Genomic DNA, 16601 nt, shown 5'->3' with positions numbered 1-16601 from the left:
CCAGTCCCGTACCATCGGGTATGGAACACGAACGGCTGGCGGCCGCCAGCAGAGGGGAGGCTATGACATCGCTCCACCGTCGCCGCCTCCTGCTCGCGGGGACCGGGGTGCTCGTCGGCGGGCTGAGTGGGTGTCTGGGCGGTGAGTCCGGTGGCTCGACGGACGATTCCGACGGGACGACTGGCGATTCCGAGGGGGACGCTCCGGCGGCGATCACGGTCCCGGAGGGGGCGACCTGCGAGGTCTGCGGGATGACGATTCGGCAACAGCCGGGACCGACGACCGAAATCTTCTACGCGAACGAGGAACCGGAGGGCCACGAGAACCCGGCTCGCTTCGACAGCACGTGGGAGGCCTACCAGTACGAGTTCGACCGCGACGACGAGGGGTGGGAAGACGTCGCCTTCTACGTCACCGACTACTCCGCGGTCGAGTACGAACTCTTCGAAGACGGCGGCGACACGCTCATCTCCAAACACTACGAGGCGTCGGCGTTCGTCCCGGCGACCGAGGTGACGTTCGTCGTCGATTCGGACGTGAAAGGGGCGATGGGACGGGACCTGATCGGCTTCAGCGAGCGTGCGGACGCCGAATCGTTCCAGTCGGAGTTCGGCGGCTCGCTCACCGATCACGAGGGAGTCACGCCCGAGGTCGTCGCCGGACTCGGAATGTGATGGCGATCCTGTCACCGACCGGGACTCAGTGGCTGACGGTCCTCCTGAGCGTCGCGCTCGTGGGGGCGAGCCTGTCCTTCGTCGTGACGCCCGAGAGCGGCGAGTCGCTGCGCCCCGTCGACTTCGCGGACACGGTGAATATGGGCGGCACTGGCGTCGATGCTCGCCGCGCCGACGAAGAGGGATTCGTCCTCCCGCAGGTGGAGGTGTTCTACTCGGGGTATCGGTACGTCGTCGGCTACGTCGGCATCGAGACGGCCGTGAGCGAACTCGGCGACGCGAGCGCGCAGCGGCAGTTCGGGGATCCGCTCGCCGTGTACGTCTCCGATTTCTCGACGATCTCGCCGACGGTGACCGACGCGGGGTTCGTCGTCCCCGAGCGCGGCCGATCGGTCGGGTGGACGCCCGCCGAGACGGCGTTCTACGTCGTCGGAAGCGACGCCACCATCCCATCCGGCGCGGTGACGGTCGCCTTCTCCGAGCGCGACGACGCGGCGGCGTTCGCCGACGCGCACGGCGGCGACGTGGTCGACTGGGAGACGCTCCAGTCGCGAATCGACGATCCGCTCCCGGCGACGTTGGAGGGATTCGAGCAGTCCGTCGGCGAACGGCACGCGGGGGCGGACGAGTCCGTCGCGGTCGCCGAAGCACGGGAGGACCGACCGGTGAGCGTCGTCGTCGGCGCGGACGCCGATTCGGTCTCCGATCGGGCGACTGTCCCGATTCCGGCCGACGCGACGAGCGAGCCCACGGTCTCGGACGCAGTCGACGCCGCGCCGCCGAACACGACGGTGTATCTGCCGCCGGGAACGTACGACGTCGATGGCGTGGTGCTCAACCGCTCGATCACGCTGGCAGGTGCTGGAGTCGGAGCAGAATCGGGAGCTGAATCGGGACCTGAGTCGGGAGCTGAGACCGTGCTTCGCGGCGACGGCAACCGGAGCGTCGTCTACGTGCGCGCTGACGGGGCGAGCGTCACCGACCTCCGGGTCACCGGCGTCGGCGACGTCGGCAGCCGTGGCCGAGAGCTCCGAAACGAGTCGGGCGACTGGGACACGACGGTCCAGTTGGCCTACGGCTACGGCGACGCGGGCGTCGTCCTCGACGGCGCGGCTGGAGCGTCGGTCTCGAACGTCGAAATCGACACGCACGCGAGCGGCGCGATCGTCCGCGAAAGTCCCGGATCGGTGATCCGGAACGTGACCGTCCGCGGCGCGGACACGGCCAGCGACGGGTTCATGGGCGTCGTCCTCATCGGCGCGCCGAGCGTCGTCCAAGAGTCGACCTTCTTGGACGGTCGCGACGGCGTTTACACCCACCGCGCGGACGGGAGCGTCGTTCGCGACAACCGCGCCGAGCCCGGCCGGTACGGCGTCCACGAGATGTACACTTCGGGGACGCTGGTGGCGAACAACACCGTTCGAGACGCGGAGGCGGGCGTCATCGTGATGACGCGGCCGACGGACAACCTCGTCGTCGGCAACGACGTCCGCCGGAGCACGTACGGGGTCGTGCCCGCCGGGAGCGACTCCTACTACGCGCGGAACGTCGTCGTCGACAACGAGTACGGGCTGCAGGTGTCCGGCGACCGGAACGCCTTCGTCGACAACGTCGTCCTCGGGAACGGGGTCGGCGCGCGGGCCAACGACATCCTGCCGTCGAACTGGGTTCTCGGGAACGACTTCCTCCGAAACGAGCGGGCCGTCGAGTCGGAGATCGGCCCCCTCCGCACGTGGTCTCACGGCGGCGTCGGTAACCACTGGGGCGCGCTCCCGATCGCCGATGGAGACCGGGACGGCGTTTACGATCGGCCGTACCGACCGACCGGAACGGTCGACTCGCGACTCGGAACGGCCTCCGGCGCGACCGTGTTGGCGCGGTCGCCCTCGGTCGCGACGTTGCGTCGCGTGCAGGGCACCGTCTCCGGACTCAGACTGTCGGGGGTCGTCGACACCGACGCGCGAACGCGGCCGTTCCACCCCGAGATAATCGAGGACGCGCTCGCGGCAGATTCGTCTGATGAGATGGTGGAGTCCGAATCGGTCGACGAGACGGCGACGACCGCGGGGTTCGGAGGTGCCACGTCGTGAGCGAGAACGGCCCCGAGACTGTCCTTCGAGCGCGGGCGATCGACCAGTCGTTCGGCGATGTCGACGTCCTCTCGGGAGTCTCCCTGTCGGTCCCGCGCGGGACGGTCGCGGCGGTCGTCGGTCCCAACGGCTCCGGGAAGACAACGTTGCTCCGCGTTCTCGCGGGAATCGCCGCGCCGACCGGCGGGACGGTCTCGCTACAGCGTGGTGGAACCGGGGCTCGGCGCGTGGGGTACCTCCCGCAGCGTCCGGCGTTTCGCGCGGGCTTTTCCGCGCGTGACACGCTCGAATTCTACGCGCAACTGCTCGACGGCGTCGACGGCCGGGACGTCGACGCGACGCTGGAACGCGTCGGTCTCGGCGAGGTACGCGATCGGTCGGTCGGCTCGCTCTCGGGCGGGATGACGCGACTGCTCGGACTCGGTGCGGCCGTCCTCGGCGATCCCGACGTGCTGATCCTGGACGAACCCGGCAGCGGGCTCGATCCATCGATGGTCGAACGCCTGTTTCGCGTCGTTGGCGACCTCGCCGAGGACGGGACCGCCGTGGTCATCGCGTCGCACGAACTCCCGGCCGTCGAGGCGCACGCGGACGCGGTCCACGTGCTGGACGGCGGCCGCTTCGTCGCGAGCGGATCCCCCGGGGAACTGCGTTCGGGGACTGATGCCACGTCGCTCTCGGAGGCGTTCCTTCGGCTCGTACGGACAGACGCGGGCGAGACGACGGTGAGAGCAGGTCTGGATGAGACGACGGAGAAAACGAGTGCGGGGGAGACAACGGAAAGAGCGAATGCGGACGGAAACCGTTCCGACGTCGACGGTTCGGAGGTGACGACGGATGAGTGAGAGCGGGGAGGGAACCGGCGACAGTGAGGGGATCAGCGACGGGGAGAGAATCAGCGACGGGGAAGGAATTCGCGAGAAGGAGAGAATCGACCGATCCCGACGGGACCGCGTCTCCGACACCGTCCGGAACCTGTTCGTGATCGCGACCCGGGAACTCCGGACGATCGTCCGAACGCCAGCGATCTTGGCGCTCGCCGCGGCGTTCGTCGCGAGCGTCGGCGGAGTCGCCTGGGCCGGGACCGGTGGCCGCGGGGGGTTCGTCCCGCTGACGCTCGATCTGTTGACGTTCGTCGAGGTGCTCGTGCCGCTTCTGGCCGTCGCGTTCGGGTACCGATCGATTCTCGGCGACCGCGGGACCGGCGAACTCGACGTGCTGCGAACGTTCGACGTGAGCCGGGTATCCTACGTCGGCGGCGTCTACCTCGGTCGCGCGCTCGCGCTGGTGTCGCTCGTCGTCGGAACGCTGCTCGCGGTCGGGCTTCTCGTTCCGACGCTCACGGCGGATATCCCGACGTTCCTGGCGGTGAACGAGGCGGCCGATTCGGGTGTCCGGTACGTTCGGTTTGTCGCCCTCGCGGCGGTCTTCACGCTCGTCGTACTGGCGGCGGTCGTCGGGATCTCCGCGACGACGCGCTCGGTCCGAACGGCGTTCGCACTGGCGGCGGCGCTGGCGCTGGCGCTCGTTCTCGGCATCGATACCGCGCTCGTCGCCGGGATCGCGAGCGGCCTGGTCCCAGGAGACGGGATCGGGGTCCTGCTCGCGCTCAGTCCGAACAGCGCGTTTCGGGGGCTCGTGCTCTCGACGGCGATCGGGGCTGTCGGCGGGGCGGAGGTCGCCGCGGGCGAACCGCTCCTGAACGGCGTCGGACTCCTCGCCTGGTGGCTGGTGAGCCTCTCGGTCGCGGTCCGGCGCGTCTGGCCGGTGGTCGAATCGATCGAGGAGTGATACCGTCGGGCGTCCGTCCGTGAATCAGTTCGGTACCACGGGCGGCCGGGAATATTAATGGATACTTCCGACAGTATGCGGCCCTCTCAGCCGAAGTTCTCGACTTTCGCGGCCTCTGGGTCCGCGCCCGCGGCGTCGAGCGCGGTCACCGCGTCGTCGACGAAGTCGGCGAACCCGTAGACGAACACCTGCTCGTCGGCGTCGCCGGTGAGGGCCGCGGCGACTGCGGTTTCGATTTCGTCTCCCTCGCCGACGACGGTGACTGACGCGCCCGCCTCGCGCAGCGCGTCCAGCCGATCCTCGTGCGCCGGGGCATCTGTCCGGTACACGATCGCCGTGTCGTTTCCGTCGGCGACGGCGGCCTCGGAAATTCCGACGGCGGGGCCGACGCCCGGCCCGCCAGCGAGCACGATGACGCGGGATGCGCCCTCGTAGAAACTCTTCCCAAACGGTCCGGAGACGTCGAGTTCGTCGCCCGCTTCGAGATCGATCAGGAATTGACTGAACGGTCCCGCCTCGTCGGGGTCGACGCCGACGGTCACCTCGAAGGTATCGTCGACGCCGGGCGAGGAGAGCGTGTAAAACCGGGCGTAGTCCTCGCCGTCGACGGTGGCGGAGAGCTTCACGAACTGTCCAGGCTCGGCGTCGAATCCGTCCGGCGATGCCAACTCGAGCGCGACCGTTCGCGGTCCGACGTCACGGACCGCACTGACGGCGACTGTTGCGTCCATACGAGCGGATTCGAGGGCCGATGAAAAGTCAGTTGCCTTCCGCGGCCGCCTGCTTGGTGTCGCCATCGGTGGGCCGTCTCCGTGATCTCGTCACCGGTGGACCGTCTCCGTGGCCTCGTCACCGATGGAACGTCATCGCGATATCGTCACCGATGATATCGGATCGGGCACGCGCGCTGTCCCCACTATCTTCGGAGAGCACGTTGATGGATTGATGTCCAATTTTACCCGCAATATCTGCCATTTATCATCTCTGATCGGTCTCATCGCCGCGTTTTATCCCATATTCGTGCAGTTCTGTGGGTCCGGAACCGTCCCTTTTTTCAAGGGCTTTCAGAAGGCTTTTCTTCGATCCAAGGGTATCCCTTAGCCACATGCCTGCGGACTTCAACTGGGCCATCGGCGGGGAAGCCGGCGATGGCATCGACTCGACGGGGAAAATCTTCGCCCAGGCGCTCTCACGCTCCGGGCGACACGTGTTCACGTCGAAAGACTTCGCCTCACGGATCCGCGGCGGCTACACGGCGTATAAGGTACGGACCGCGGTGGATCCGGTCCAGAGCGTCGTCGACCGTCTCGACGTCCTCATCGCGTTGACGCCGCGGACGATCGAAGAGAACCTCAATGAGCTCCACGAGGGCTCGGTCATCATCTACGACGGCGACCGGACCACGATGGAGAACGTCGAGATCCCCGAGGGGATGATCGGTCTCGACGTTCCGCTGAAGCGCCTCGCCGAGGAGGCTGGCGGCGCGATTATGCGCAACGTGGTCGCCCTCGGTGCAGCCTGTGAAGTGTCGGACTTCCCCATCGAGAACCTCGACAGCGCCCTCGAAAAGCGGTTCGGATCCAAGGGACAGTCGCTCGTCGACAACAACAAGGAGGCGGCCCGAGCCGGTCGCGACTACGTCGCCGAGGAGTACGGCCACGACTTCGACTACGAACTGGAGACGACCGACGCCGACTACGTCCTGCTCAACGGAGACGAGGCCATCGGAATGGGCGCAATCGCCGCGGGCTGTAAGTTCTACGCGGGCTATCCGATCACGCCAGCCACGGCCGTTATGGAGTATCTGACGGGCCGGATCGAACAGTTCGGCGGGCACGTCCTGCAGGCGGAGGATGAGCTGTCGGCAATCAACATCGCGCTCGGTGCGGCACGCGCCGGTGCGCGGTCGATGACCGCGACGTCGGGGCCGGGGATCGATCTGATGACAGAGACGTTCGGCCTCGTCGCCACTTCCGAGACGCCGCTCGTCATCGTCGACGTGATGCGCTCGGGACCGTCGACGGGGATGCCGACCAAGCAGGAACAGGGCGATTTGAATATGTTGCTGTACGGCGGCCACGGCGAGATCCCGCGGTTCGTGCTCGGTCCGACCTCGATCTCGGAGTGTTTCTGGAAGACCGTCGAGGCGTTCAACCTCGCCGAGAAGTACCAGACGCCGGTGTACATCGCGGCCGACCTCGCGATGGCGGTCACAGAGCAGACGTTCCCCCCCGAGGCGTTCGATATGGACGCCGTCGAGATCGATCGCGGAAAGGTCGTCGACGAGGAGTCCGTCGAGGAGTGGCAGAACGAGAAGGGGCAGTTCAAGGCCCACGCGCTCACCGACGACGGCGTCTCTCCGCGGGCGTTCCCCGGCACCGACGGCGGCGTCCATATGTCGACGGGGCTCGAACACGACGAACTCGGACGGCGGACCGAAGACACCGAGATGCGCGTCGAACAGGTCGACAAGCGAAATCGAAAAGTCGAGACCGCGCGGGAGCGAGAGGACTTCTCGCCGCGGGAGTTCGGCGACGAGGAGTCGGACAATCTGGTCATCTCGTGGGGCTCGAACGAGGGCGCGATGACCGAGGCGATCGAGTTCCTCGAGGAGGAAGGCGTCGACGTGCGGTTCCTCTCGGTGCCGTATCTGTTCCCCCGACCGGACCTGACCGACGAGGTCGAGTCCGCGGAGAACGTCGTCGTCGTGGAGTGTAACGCGACCGGCCAGTTCGCGGATGTCGTCGAGCACGACACGCTCAGGCGGGTCGACCGCGTGAACAAATACGACGGCGTGCGGTTCAAGGCCGACGAACTCGCAGCGGATATCAAGGCGGCCCTACAGGAGGCAGACCAATGAGCTCGGACGTTCGATTCACGGACTTCAAATCAGACAAGCAACCGACGTGGTGTCCCGGGTGCGGCGACTTCGGGACGATGAACGGGATGATGAAGGCGCTGGCCGAAACGGGCAACGATCCAGACAACACGTTCATCGTCGCCGGGATCGGCTGTTCCGGAAAGATCGGGACGTACATGCGCTCGTACGCGCTGCACGGCGTGCACGGTCGCGCGCTCCCGGTCGGAACGGGTGTCAAACTCGCGAACCCCGACCTCGAAGTGATGGTCGCGGGCGGCGACGGCGACGGCTACTCGATCGGCGCGGGTCACTTCGTTCACGCCGTTCGGCGGAACGTCGATATGACGTACGTCGTGATGGACAACCGCATTTACGGCCTCACGAAGGGACAGGCCTCACCGACCTCGCGGATGGACTTCGAGACGTCGACGACGCCCGAGGGACCACAGCAGCCACCCGTCAACCCGATGGCGCTCGCCCTCGCGTCGGGGGCGACGTTCATCGCGCAGTCGTTCTCGACGGACGCGCAGCGTCACGCCGAGATCGTGCAGAAGGCCATCGAGCACGACGGCTTCGGCTTCGTGAACGTCTTCAGCCCGTGCGTGACGTTCAACGACGTCGACACCTACGACTACTTCCGCGACAATCTCGTCGACGTCGCCGAGGAGGGTCACGACCCGACTGACTACGACGCGGCCAAAGAGAAGATTCTCGACGCCAGCAAGGAGTATCAGGGCGTCATCTGGCAGAGCGAAAAATCGATTCCGTACGGCGAGAAGCACGGAGTCGACACGAATACGTCCGAGATCGACGAGGGCGCACCCGAGGGAGCGATGGACCTCGTCCGAGAGTTCTACTAGGACCTTTTTACTTCGGCGGGCTTCCTCGCTCGCTCCGGGAGAACGAAGTTCTCCCGTGCTCCCGTTCGCCTTCGGCTCACGGGAACTCCGCTCGCTGCGGGAACCCGCCTCGCAAAAACCTCCACCAAAAACACCCGTTCGCTCGCCGTGCTCGCTCACGGTGAACGGCGCGCTGCGCGCGCCGACGCTCGGTGACGCTCCACCCACCGTTTGCCTCCACCGCGAGATTCCGCCCTCTCGCGGGCGTCAGGAACGTTCCGGCGTGTTTTTTACCCGCGCCCTGACTTACCACGAGTGACAATGACCGCGGACGCCGCAACGACCGGTCGAAGACGCTGGCGGGCCGGACAGCGCCCGCAGCGCGGCGTCCGCACGACCACCGCACCGGAGCGCCGGTGCGCGCAGCCAACGCATACTACTGGAATACGCTATGTCTGAGTACTACGACGTCGTTATCGCTGGCGCAGGCCCGGCCGGAGCACAGTGCGCGAGAGACCTCGCGCAGCGCGAGTACGACGTGCTCGTGCTGGAAGCCGAACCCGAAGATCAGTTCCCGCGGCAGTCGAACAAGTCCACGGCTGGGACGTTCGCGTCGATGACAGGCGCGTTCGGGATTCCCGACGACGTCGTGATGAACTACACCGACGAGGTCGTCCTCGAGTCCCCCAGCGAGCACTTCGTCCAGGACCAGCCCGGCGCAATCCTCGAGTTCGCGGATTTCAAGCGGTGGCTGGTCGCGGAGGGGCGCAAGCACGGCGCGGAGGTTCGATTCGACGCGCGCGTGAACAACCCCATCGTAGAGGACGGGAAGGTCGTCGGCGTCCAGTACGCGGGCGACGAGGAGGTGTACGGCGAGATCATCGTGGACGCCACGGGACCGGCCGCGCCGCTCGCGAAGAAACTCGACGTCTGCGGCCTGGAGCGGAAGCATCAGGCTGTCGGCATCGAATGGGAGATGGAGGGCGTCGACGTCGACCACCCCGGATTCGCGGACCTCACCGACGCGATGATGCTGCGCCTCGATCACGAGTACGCGCCCGGCGGCTACTCGTGGATCTTCCACACGGGCGGCGACACGGCGAAAGTCGGCCTGTGTTACATCCAGAACGAGAGCTACCAGCAGTACGGCGACACGTCGAAGAGCATCGACGACCACCTCCACCACTGGCTGGAGACCGATCCCCGGTTCGCGGACGCCCGGCGTATCGCGGACAAACAACAGCACCGCGGCAGCGCGCACATCCAGATGCCGGACGGCCTCAGCACTGACAGCTTTATGGCCATCGGTGACACCGTGCCGACCATCGACCCGCTGTGGGGGGAGGGAATCCACAAGTGTATGGAGTCCGCACGCGCCGCCGCCATCACCGCGGACCGCTGCCTGATGGGCTCGCAAACGGACACGTCCGCGGACGCAATGACCGTCTACGACGACCTCTGGCACGCCCGCGTCGCGCCGAATATGCGCACCCGGTTGACGATGACCCAGTTGCTGTATCTCGCGCCGAACGAGCGCTACGACCGCCTGATGAGCGACCTGAACGCGATGGGCCTAGAGACGCTCAGCGGCGCCAACGACGGAAGCCTCCGCGACCTCTCGAAGCTCATACACGTCGACGACTTGCCGTTACTCGCGCGATTCGCGAAACAGCGGCTCACCGAGTAACGCCGCTGGCAAAGAGTTATCGGTGAGCCGAGATCGACCGATGAGCCGAGTGATTCGGCGGCCCGCCGCCCAAACGCCTAACCGGTCGGCGGGCCTCCACTCGCGTATGAGTTCTCACGGGCAGCGACGCGCACCGCTCACGAACGGAATGCCGGTGCTCGGCCTCGGAACGTGGCAGAACGACGATCCCGACGAGTGCGCACAGAGCGTCGCGACCGCGCTCGACGCGGGCTATCGACACGTCGACACCGCACAGGCCTACCGCAACGACGAGGGTGTCGGGCGCGGAATCGCCGCCGCCGACGTCCCCCGCGAAGACGTCTTCCTGGCGACGAAGGTGTGGACCAGTAAGCTCGGATACGCCGACGTGCTCGCATCGACCGAAGAGAGCCTGGAACGACTCGGCGTCGACTCCGTCGACCTGCTGTACGTTCACTGGCCCGCCGGTGACTACGACCCCGAGGAGACGTTCCGCGCGTTCGACGAACTGGTCGACGACGGAAAGGTCGACCGTATCGGCATCAGCAACTTCCTCCCCGAACAGGTCGACGAGGCGATCGATGCCGCCGACACGCCGATATTCGCCAATCAGGTCGAAATGCACCCGCTGCTGCAACAGGATGCGCTCCGCGAACACTGCGCCGAGCGCGACGTCGAACTCGTCGCGTACTCGCCGCTGGCCCGCGGGAAGGTCTTCGACGTCCCGGAACTGACCGAGATCGCCGAGAAGCACGACGTGAGCGAGGCGCAGGTGTCGCTGGCGTGGCTCCGTCAGAAGGGCGTGACGGCGATCCCGAAGGCGACGAGCGAATCGCACATTCTCGACAACTGGCGATCGCTGGACGTCGACCTGGACGACGGGGACATCGATGCCATCGACGCCATCGACCGGACCGAGCGGGAGGTCGATCCCGACTACGCCCCGTGGTGACGGTCGGCGCGCGCCGCTAGGACGGGTCACTATACTCGCGACGATTCACTGCGCGACGTCCTCAATCGACTTACTGTGCGATATCGTCGACTGACATACTGTGCGATATCGTCGACCGACTTACTGTGGGACGTCCTCGACTGACTCGCCGCTGACGCTCGCGGCGACTCTGACGCCGACGACGCTGACGACGATTCCAGCGACGATGAACGCCGCGAGCCGCTGCTGGGGAGTCACCACGAACCGCCACAGGACTGGGTCGGCGAGGACGGCCTCCCGCTGAAGGAACCACCCGGCGAACCCGCGGACGACCAACCCGAGCGCGATGACCCCGAACGGGAGGTTCAGATACGGCGTGCTGATCCCGTCGGTGCCGATGAGCTCATCGAGCAGTCGACCGGCGCTCGCGGTGAGCGCGGCGAGCGCCAGCCACGGCACGGCGCTGTAAGTGAACTGCATCGTCCGGACGACGACCGACTCGGGGCCCACCTGCGGCGAGACCGAGAGCGCACCGAGAAAGATACCCACGAGCCCCAGTCCGAGGCTGACCGCATAGGTGACGACGGAGACACGGCCGGAGTACAACGCCTCCTGGACCCGCTCCGGAACCTCCGAGAGGAGTTCGTCGATCGCGAGTCCCTTGTACAGAAGCACCGCACCCAAGAGCGCCGCGATGCTCGCCAGTGCGACCGCCGGGGCGAACTGCGTGAGGAGGATCGGAAGGAGAAGCAGCGTCGCACCGAGCGGGACGAGAACCGTCGCGCGGAGTTCCTCATCCGCCAAGAACTGCTTGAGGAGGTAGTAGGTCGATTCGATGTCGTGCGCCTGGCGGACGACGACCCGGTCGACGGAGTCGATCCGCACGCGGCTCTCGATGACCGGAACCACGCGCTCGTCGTTGGCCGAGTCGATGACGACGATCGCCGAGTCGGGATCGTAGGTGTCGACGAGGGCGTCCACCTGTGCCGACAGCGAACGATCCGCGCTCACCAGGGAGTCGCTGCCGCCGGAGACGACAGCGACGACGGTCTCCTCGCGGCCGTCGCGGAGGCCGCGGGCGACGCGCAGCGTCTCCAGTAAGCAGTTGACGCTCGAATCCTCCGGGTCGACCAGTCCGATGTCGGTCACGAGGGATTGAACGGCCTCCCACCCGACAATTGGAAGCTCCAACCCGGCGGTTCGACCGATGTCGTTGGATCGGTCGACGCAGAGGACCAGCGTTGTCACGGTCGTGTGAATGATTGACTCGGTTAAATGTCTCTCGGTCACCGATCCGCCGGGCGGTTCTGATTGCTGTCGTCTTCGGCGGTCGCTGCCGTCGGGGAACGCGACGTATCACTCCCCAGAGAACGCGGTACGTCGCCCTCGCTGGACGAGGAAATACGGAAAAACGAAAACAGAAAACGGCCGCAGACTCCGGCGTCGTCCGGCTTAGAGAAGCCCCGTCTTCTGGAGCTTCATCAGGTCCTCGGTGTCGAGGGTCTCGCCTTCCTTGAACTTCTGGTAGATCTCCTCGGCCTCTTCCTTTGCGGCCTCGCGCTTCTCGGAGCGCTCGTCCTCGCGTTCCTGCTCTTCCTGCTTGTCGAGCTCGCGGAGACGCTTCTGGACGCGGACGAAGTCTTCGTGGTGGCGGTCGGCTGCCTCCTGGGCCTCGACGAACAGCTCGTGCATCGCGTCGGCCTCGTCGCGGATGTCGTCGGCCTCGCGGTAGGCCTCGATCATCTGGTTGTGATGCTCTTGGGCCTCGTCGGCGAGTTCCGTCACCTTCTGGTGGTGCTGGGACGCCTCCGATCGGACCTCTTCGGCCTCTTCGATGAGCTCTTCGAGTTCACCGCTGTCGTCGACTTTCTCCTTTTTCTGGCTGAGCTCCTCGCGCTTGTCCTCGATCTTCTCGATGAGTTCGCGCTCGTCCTCCGTCGAGAGGACCTCGGTCTGCTGACGGAACTCGAGCTGCTCGATCTCCTCTTGGAGCTCCTCGATGTCCTTGCCGTCGTCGAGCTCCAGGTCGGACTTCATCTCCTCGACCTTGTCGAACAGCTCGTTGGCCTTCGCGTTGAGCTCGTTTCGGCTCTCTTTGTGCTCTTGGACCTGCTCGTTGAGCTCGTCGCGTTTCTCGCGGTGCTCCTGGGCCTCGTCGACCTTCTCGCGGGTTTTGGCGTTCAGGTCGTCGCGCTTGGAAGCGCGCTCGGACGCCATCTGGTTCAGGTCGTTTCGTCGGTCCCGGAGCTGTCCGGCGACCTTGATGAGTTGCCCTTTCGAGCCGTTTTCGAGCTTCTCGTCGGTAAGCTCGATGTTGTCTGCTTCTTTCAGTGCCTGTACGTCGTATTCGTCAAGAACGTCTTGCTGCGTCACCATACGTGATCAATCCTCGATACCATCACCGCTCCGGACCGTGGCGGCCGCTCGTCGATCGCTGTCAACCGTGGATAAGAATTTCCGATCATTCTGCGTGCTGTGCCGCCGGAACGCCGGAGGCGCTCTGGTGACTATTCATTGATGTCTACCAAATATAAATCTATCGGTGGGCAAAGTGGCTGAAAACCTCTCGCACACCCCTCGTACGACCCGTGTGAGTACTTCTCACTCCGTTGGAGAGCTATATAAAGAAACTTGGTATCGTATCACACGGTTACGAATCGAGGGCGGAAGGACCGAGTGAAACTTACCGCCCGGTCGCGGAGCGAGGGGTATGAAAGCGCGAGAGGTCGTTCACGCACGCGGCCACGAGAACGTGACTGCCGAACACGCGAGCACCTTCGAGGTGACGAGCGACGACTGGCTCACACCGGCCGGGGACTGCATCCTCGCCGTCGAGGCCGACCGCGTCCCCGCGGACTTCGACGAGGCGTTCGTCGAGGCGTGCCGCGATCCCAAGGCGACGATCACCGCGACACTCACGGCGATCACGGCCGAGGACGAAACCCACACCCAAACGGTCACCGGAGGCGGACACCCCGATCTCTCCTTCGAAAACGAGCGGAGCCACGTCGGTCGGACGAGCGATTACGTCGACGATCGGACGGTCCTCGTCGGCGGCGACGCGGCCGCCGGTGACGTCGACCGCGACCTCGTCGACGCGCTCGCGAGCGGGGCCGACCTTCGGTTCGAATTGGTCGTCGACGCGGAGTAACGGCCGTGTCGGCGTCGTGGGAGAGGACCGCGACCCGCGAGCCGGACCGCTTTTTTCTCCCCGCTCCCAAGCCGCCCGTATGCCCGACGAACCCCGGGAGAACATCAGCGGCGGCGACGAGGGCGGCGTGGACGCCTCGTTCGAGCCCGGCGAGGCCGGAATACGCGCGGAGGCCGTCGTCGACGAACTTGGAGAGCTGTACTGGCAGAAGACCTACGGCGGCAAGGACGCCTTCGAGTCGCTCGTCCGCACGATTCTCTCACAAAACACGAGCGACGTCGCGAGCCAGCCCGCGCACGACGCGCTGATGGAGCGATACGCTTCCGACGGCAGCGAATCAGGTTCGAGCGGTGACGACGGGGACCTCGTGGCCGCTCTCGCCGACGCAGAACAGTCGGAACTCGCGGAGACGATCTCGTCGGCGGGACTCTATAACCAAAAGTCGGCGATGATCATCGGCGCGGCCGAGCGAATCCGCGAGGAGTACGGCGGCAGGCAGGGGTTCGACGCGTTCGTACGCGAGGGCGAGCCCGAGGCGGTCCGCGATACCTTGCTCGACATCCACGGCGTCGGGCCGAAGACCGCCGACTGCGTGCTCCTCTTCGCGGGCGGCCGCGACGGCGTCTTCCCCGTCGATACGCACGTTCATCGGATCGTTCGGCGGATGGGACTCGCCCCCGCCGATGCCGATCACGAGACGGTCCGCGAGCGTCTCGAGGCCGATGTCCCGGGGCAGAAATGCGGGTTCGGTCACACGGCGATGATCCAGTTCGGCCGCGAGTACTGCACGGCGCGGAAGCCCGCGTGTCTGGATGGCCCCGAGGCGTGCCCGCTGTACGATCTATGCGACCGCGTCGGCGTCGACGAGGTCGACGAGTCCGTCGTCGATCCCGCTGATGCAACGTAGCTATCCACCGGTGGTACATCGGTCCGCTGGCGGTTTCGGTAACCGAATTTCAATTGTCGTCCCCTGCTGGTATTCGACGACTTCGATCTCTCCGTCTAATGTCGTGATGATCCAGTAACTCAGCCACAGTCCGAGCCCCTGTCCATGAACGAGTGGTGTCTCCCTCCCAGATTCCAACACGGCTCGTTCCACATTTGGAAGCCCCGAGCCACAGTCACTCACGCGCAGTGTGATATGCCGATCAGTAACGCCCACGTTTACCCCGACCGTTGCGGGCTCTCCTCCGTGTTTCGCGGCGTTGTCTATGAGTTCAAACAGTGCAATTTCGACGCGTGGAAGGGTCTCCGCAATCGCTCTCTCTGGCGAGGTAACAGTCACTGAAACGTCTGGATATCGTGTTTCACACTCCGCCACGATGCGCTCAACCACGGGAATGAGATTCAGCGGTCCTAACTCAGGTGTGAGTTCACGATACTGCTCAATCTGTTGTGCAGACTCTGTCAGGTCAAGTAACCGCGTCGCAGCCCCACTGATGACTGCCGCTTTTTCGGCCCCGCTCGCGTCCAGTTCCTCCGCAAGTATATCGGCCCAGCCGCGAATGACGGTCATTTCGTTTCGCACGTTGTGACGAAGGACTCGGTTGATCACGCTGATGAGTCCTTCTCGTTGGCGGCGGTCGCTCGCGTCACGAACCAATACTTGTATCCCGACGATATCGTCCGCTGAACGTTCCGACTCCAGAATACTCCCGTCGTAGATCGGTACCCCTCGAATATCCGTATAGACGATAGTACCCGATTTCGTTTCCAGTGGGAAATCCCGCGCTTCAGCTGGCTCGCCGTCAAGTATCTGAGAGAATTTCTCCCACGCCCACTCCGTCGTCTGGATATCCGGGTGAGTGAGCGTGACCGGTTGCCCTTCGAGTTCTTCAGACGAATAGCCCAAGAGCTCTCGCACGCTCTGTGATGCGTACGTGAATGTCCCGGCCGTATCGAATCGGAGGACGGAATCGAAACTGGCATTGATGACTGCCTGATAGATCTCGCGCTGTTCATCTAATTGTTCTTCACGCTCTGTGAGTTGCTGTTTGTAGGTTCGCCGTTCGATGGCCTGGCCGCCGAGTCTGGCGATGAGTTCGACGAAGAACCGTTCGGCCTCAGTAAAGGCCTCGTCCCGTGGATCGTTATCGGCAAAGCAGGCAGTGCCCCAGGTCTCGCCGTTTACGATGACCTTTGCACCGATATACGCCCCTAAGTCGAACGTCTCAACGGCAGTGTCGGAGATCGCGGATGAGACGTTCGCGTCCTCTATGGCGAGCGGGCTCTCGATTTTGATGGTCCGTCGACAGTAGGCCTCCTCCAGCGGACAGCTTTCTCCGGGTTGGATCAACGGGTGGTCTCCAGTCGCATACAGAATCTCTTGTCTCCCGTCAGTGATCCGCGTGAAAAAGCCGATTGAGAGATCCAGATATTCAGTACCGATATCGAGCGCCTGATGGATCTGGCTCTCGGTCTTCTCGGTGGGCTCAGCAAAGATATCGTAGATCCGTTCCCGGTACATTACGGCCCCCATAGCTCATTATCTGTGTACACTGGTATGAGCATTTTGTGAATTCAGATACCGAAGATTCATCGGAATACACGTTCCACGCCATCTCTCTCGTGCGGCCTCTGTTACCTGACGAATGCACCT

General features: G+C 64.9%; 14 protein-coding genes. 10 read left to right on the top strand and 4 right to left on the bottom strand.

Going from position 1 to position 16601, the window contains the following annotated elements; translation table 11 throughout:
- Window positions 1–20: 20 nt before the first annotated feature.
- Genes FJT57_RS05690 through FJT57_RS05675 form a run of 4 tightly spaced genes read left to right on the top strand, consistent with a single transcriptional unit; the run spans window position 21 to window position 4555 of the window.
- Window positions 21–674, top strand: a complete 654-nt coding sequence (locus FJT57_RS05690; RefSeq protein WP_238993925.1) for a nitrous oxide reductase accessory protein NosL — start codon at window positions 21–23, stop codon at window positions 672–674.
- Entirely contained in the window at window positions 674–2764 is a 2091-nt protein-coding gene (locus FJT57_RS05685) for a NosD domain-containing protein (protein ID WP_144902773.1), read from the top strand. Before FJT57_RS05690 ends, FJT57_RS05685 begins: the two co-directional genes overlap by 1 nt.
- Window positions 2761–3609 (top strand): ABC transporter ATP-binding protein, encoded by an 849-nt coding sequence (locus tag FJT57_RS05680; protein ID WP_238993924.1) that lies wholly within the window; start codon window positions 2761–2763, stop codon window positions 3607–3609. The genes FJT57_RS05685 and FJT57_RS05680 overlap by 4 nt, the downstream gene beginning before the upstream one ends.
- Complete coding sequence (locus FJT57_RS05675; RefSeq protein WP_144902767.1) at window positions 3602–4555, top strand: ABC transporter permease; 954 nt, start codon at window positions 3602–3604, stop codon at window positions 4553–4555. The genes FJT57_RS05680 and FJT57_RS05675 overlap by 8 nt, the downstream gene beginning before the upstream one ends.
- 86 nt (window positions 4556–4641) lie before the next feature.
- On the opposite strand, the gene FJT57_RS05670 is transcribed toward FJT57_RS05675, so the two are convergent.
- Complete coding sequence (locus FJT57_RS05670) at window positions 4642–5286, bottom strand: FAD-dependent oxidoreductase (RefSeq protein ID WP_144902765.1); 645 nt, start codon at window positions 5284–5286, stop codon at window positions 4642–4644.
- A 374-nt stretch (window positions 5287–5660) separates the two neighbouring features.
- On the opposite strand from FJT57_RS05670, the gene FJT57_RS05665 reads away from it, so the two are divergent.
- The 4 genes from FJT57_RS05665 (at window position 5661) to FJT57_RS05650 (ending at window position 10872) form a co-directional block, all read left to right on the top strand.
- Complete coding sequence (locus FJT57_RS05665) at window positions 5661–7415, top strand: 2-oxoacid:acceptor oxidoreductase subunit alpha (protein WP_144902762.1); 1755 nt, start codon at window positions 5661–5663, stop codon at window positions 7413–7415.
- On the top strand, window positions 7412–8275 hold the full coding sequence (locus FJT57_RS05660) for a 2-oxoacid:ferredoxin oxidoreductase subunit beta (RefSeq protein WP_144902759.1): 864 nt from the start codon (window positions 7412–7414) through the stop codon (window positions 8273–8275). The genes FJT57_RS05665 and FJT57_RS05660 overlap by 4 nt, the downstream gene beginning before the upstream one ends.
- A gap of 430 nt (window positions 8276–8705) precedes the next feature.
- Window positions 8706–9941, top strand: a complete 1236-nt coding sequence (locus tag FJT57_RS05655) for a digeranylgeranylglycerophospholipid reductase (protein ID WP_144902756.1) — start codon at window positions 8706–8708, stop codon at window positions 9939–9941.
- Window positions 9942–10047: 106 nt separating this feature from the next.
- Window positions 10048–10872 (top strand): aldo/keto reductase, encoded by an 825-nt coding sequence (locus tag FJT57_RS05650; RefSeq protein ID WP_238993923.1) that lies wholly within the window; start codon window positions 10048–10050, stop codon window positions 10870–10872.
- 120 nt (window positions 10873–10992) lie between these two features.
- On the opposite strand, the gene FJT57_RS05645 is transcribed toward FJT57_RS05650, so the two are convergent.
- Entirely contained in the window at window positions 10993–12099 is a 1107-nt protein-coding gene (locus FJT57_RS05645; protein ID WP_144902754.1) for a DUF373 family protein, read from the bottom strand.
- Window positions 12100–12303: 204 nt separating this feature from the next.
- Window positions 12304–13227, bottom strand: coding sequence for a coiled-coil protein (locus FJT57_RS05640; protein WP_144902751.1), 924 nt, complete (start codon window positions 13225–13227; stop codon window positions 12304–12306).
- Window positions 13228–13561: 334 nt separating this feature from the next.
- On the opposite strand from FJT57_RS05640, the gene FJT57_RS05635 reads away from it, so the two are divergent.
- Window positions 13562–14002 carry a DUF371 domain-containing protein gene (locus FJT57_RS05635; protein WP_144902748.1) on the top strand — a complete coding sequence of 147 codons (441 nt, stop codon included), beginning with the start codon at window positions 13562–13564 and terminating at the stop codon, window positions 14000–14002.
- Window positions 14003–14081: 79 nt separating this feature from the next.
- Window positions 14082–14909 (top strand): endonuclease III domain-containing protein, encoded by an 828-nt coding sequence (locus FJT57_RS05630; RefSeq protein WP_144902746.1) that lies wholly within the window; start codon window positions 14082–14084, stop codon window positions 14907–14909.
- Here the strand turns inward: FJT57_RS05630 and FJT57_RS05625 are convergent, their stop codons facing one another.
- Window positions 14910–16481 (bottom strand): ATP-binding protein, encoded by a 1572-nt coding sequence (locus FJT57_RS05625; protein WP_144902743.1) that lies wholly within the window; start codon window positions 16479–16481, stop codon window positions 14910–14912.
- Window positions 16482–16601: the final 120 nt, after the last annotated feature.

The organism is Halobellus captivus, from assembly GCF_007655485.1.
Taxonomy (GTDB): Archaea; Halobacteriota; Halobacteria; order Halobacteriales; family Haloferacaceae; genus Haloquadratum; species Haloquadratum captivum.
Note: the sequence above shows the minus strand (reverse complement) of the source record. Positions and strands in the feature narration are given on the sequence as shown.

Excerpts from the sequence above, each read along its gene's own strand:
- FJT57_RS05660 (WP_144902759.1), top strand. The coding sequence starts at position 7,412 with ATGAGCTCGGACGTTCGATTCACGGACTTCAAATCAGACAAGCAACCG.
- FJT57_RS05625 (WP_144902743.1), bottom strand. The coding sequence starts at position 16,481 with ATGGGGGCCGTAATGTACCGGGAACGGATCTACGATATCTTTGCTGAG.
- FJT57_RS05655 (WP_144902756.1), top strand. The coding sequence starts at position 8,706 with ATGTCTGAGTACTACGACGTCGTTATCGCTGGCGCAGGCCCGGCCGGA.
- FJT57_RS05670 (WP_144902765.1), bottom strand. The coding sequence starts at position 5,286 with ATGGACGCAACAGTCGCCGTCAGTGCGGTCCGTGACGTCGGACCGCGA.
- FJT57_RS05665 (WP_144902762.1), top strand. The coding sequence starts at position 5,661 with ATGCCTGCGGACTTCAACTGGGCCATCGGCGGGGAAGCCGGCGATGGC.
- FJT57_RS05635 (WP_144902748.1), top strand. The coding sequence starts at position 13,562 with ATGAAAGCGCGAGAGGTCGTTCACGCACGCGGCCACGAGAACGTGACT.
- FJT57_RS05690 (WP_238993925.1), top strand. The coding sequence starts at position 21 with ATGGAACACGAACGGCTGGCGGCCGCCAGCAGAGGGGAGGCTATGACA.
- FJT57_RS05685 (WP_144902773.1), top strand. The coding sequence starts at position 674 with ATGGCGATCCTGTCACCGACCGGGACTCAGTGGCTGACGGTCCTCCTG.
- FJT57_RS05640 (WP_144902751.1), bottom strand. The coding sequence starts at position 13,227 with ATGGTGACGCAGCAAGACGTTCTTGACGAATACGACGTACAGGCACTG.
- FJT57_RS05630 (WP_144902746.1), top strand. The coding sequence starts at position 14,082 with ATGCCCGACGAACCCCGGGAGAACATCAGCGGCGGCGACGAGGGCGGC.
- FJT57_RS05650 (WP_238993923.1), top strand. The coding sequence starts at position 10,048 with ATGAGTTCTCACGGGCAGCGACGCGCACCGCTCACGAACGGAATGCCG.
- FJT57_RS05675 (WP_144902767.1), top strand. The coding sequence starts at position 3,602 with ATGAGTGAGAGCGGGGAGGGAACCGGCGACAGTGAGGGGATCAGCGAC.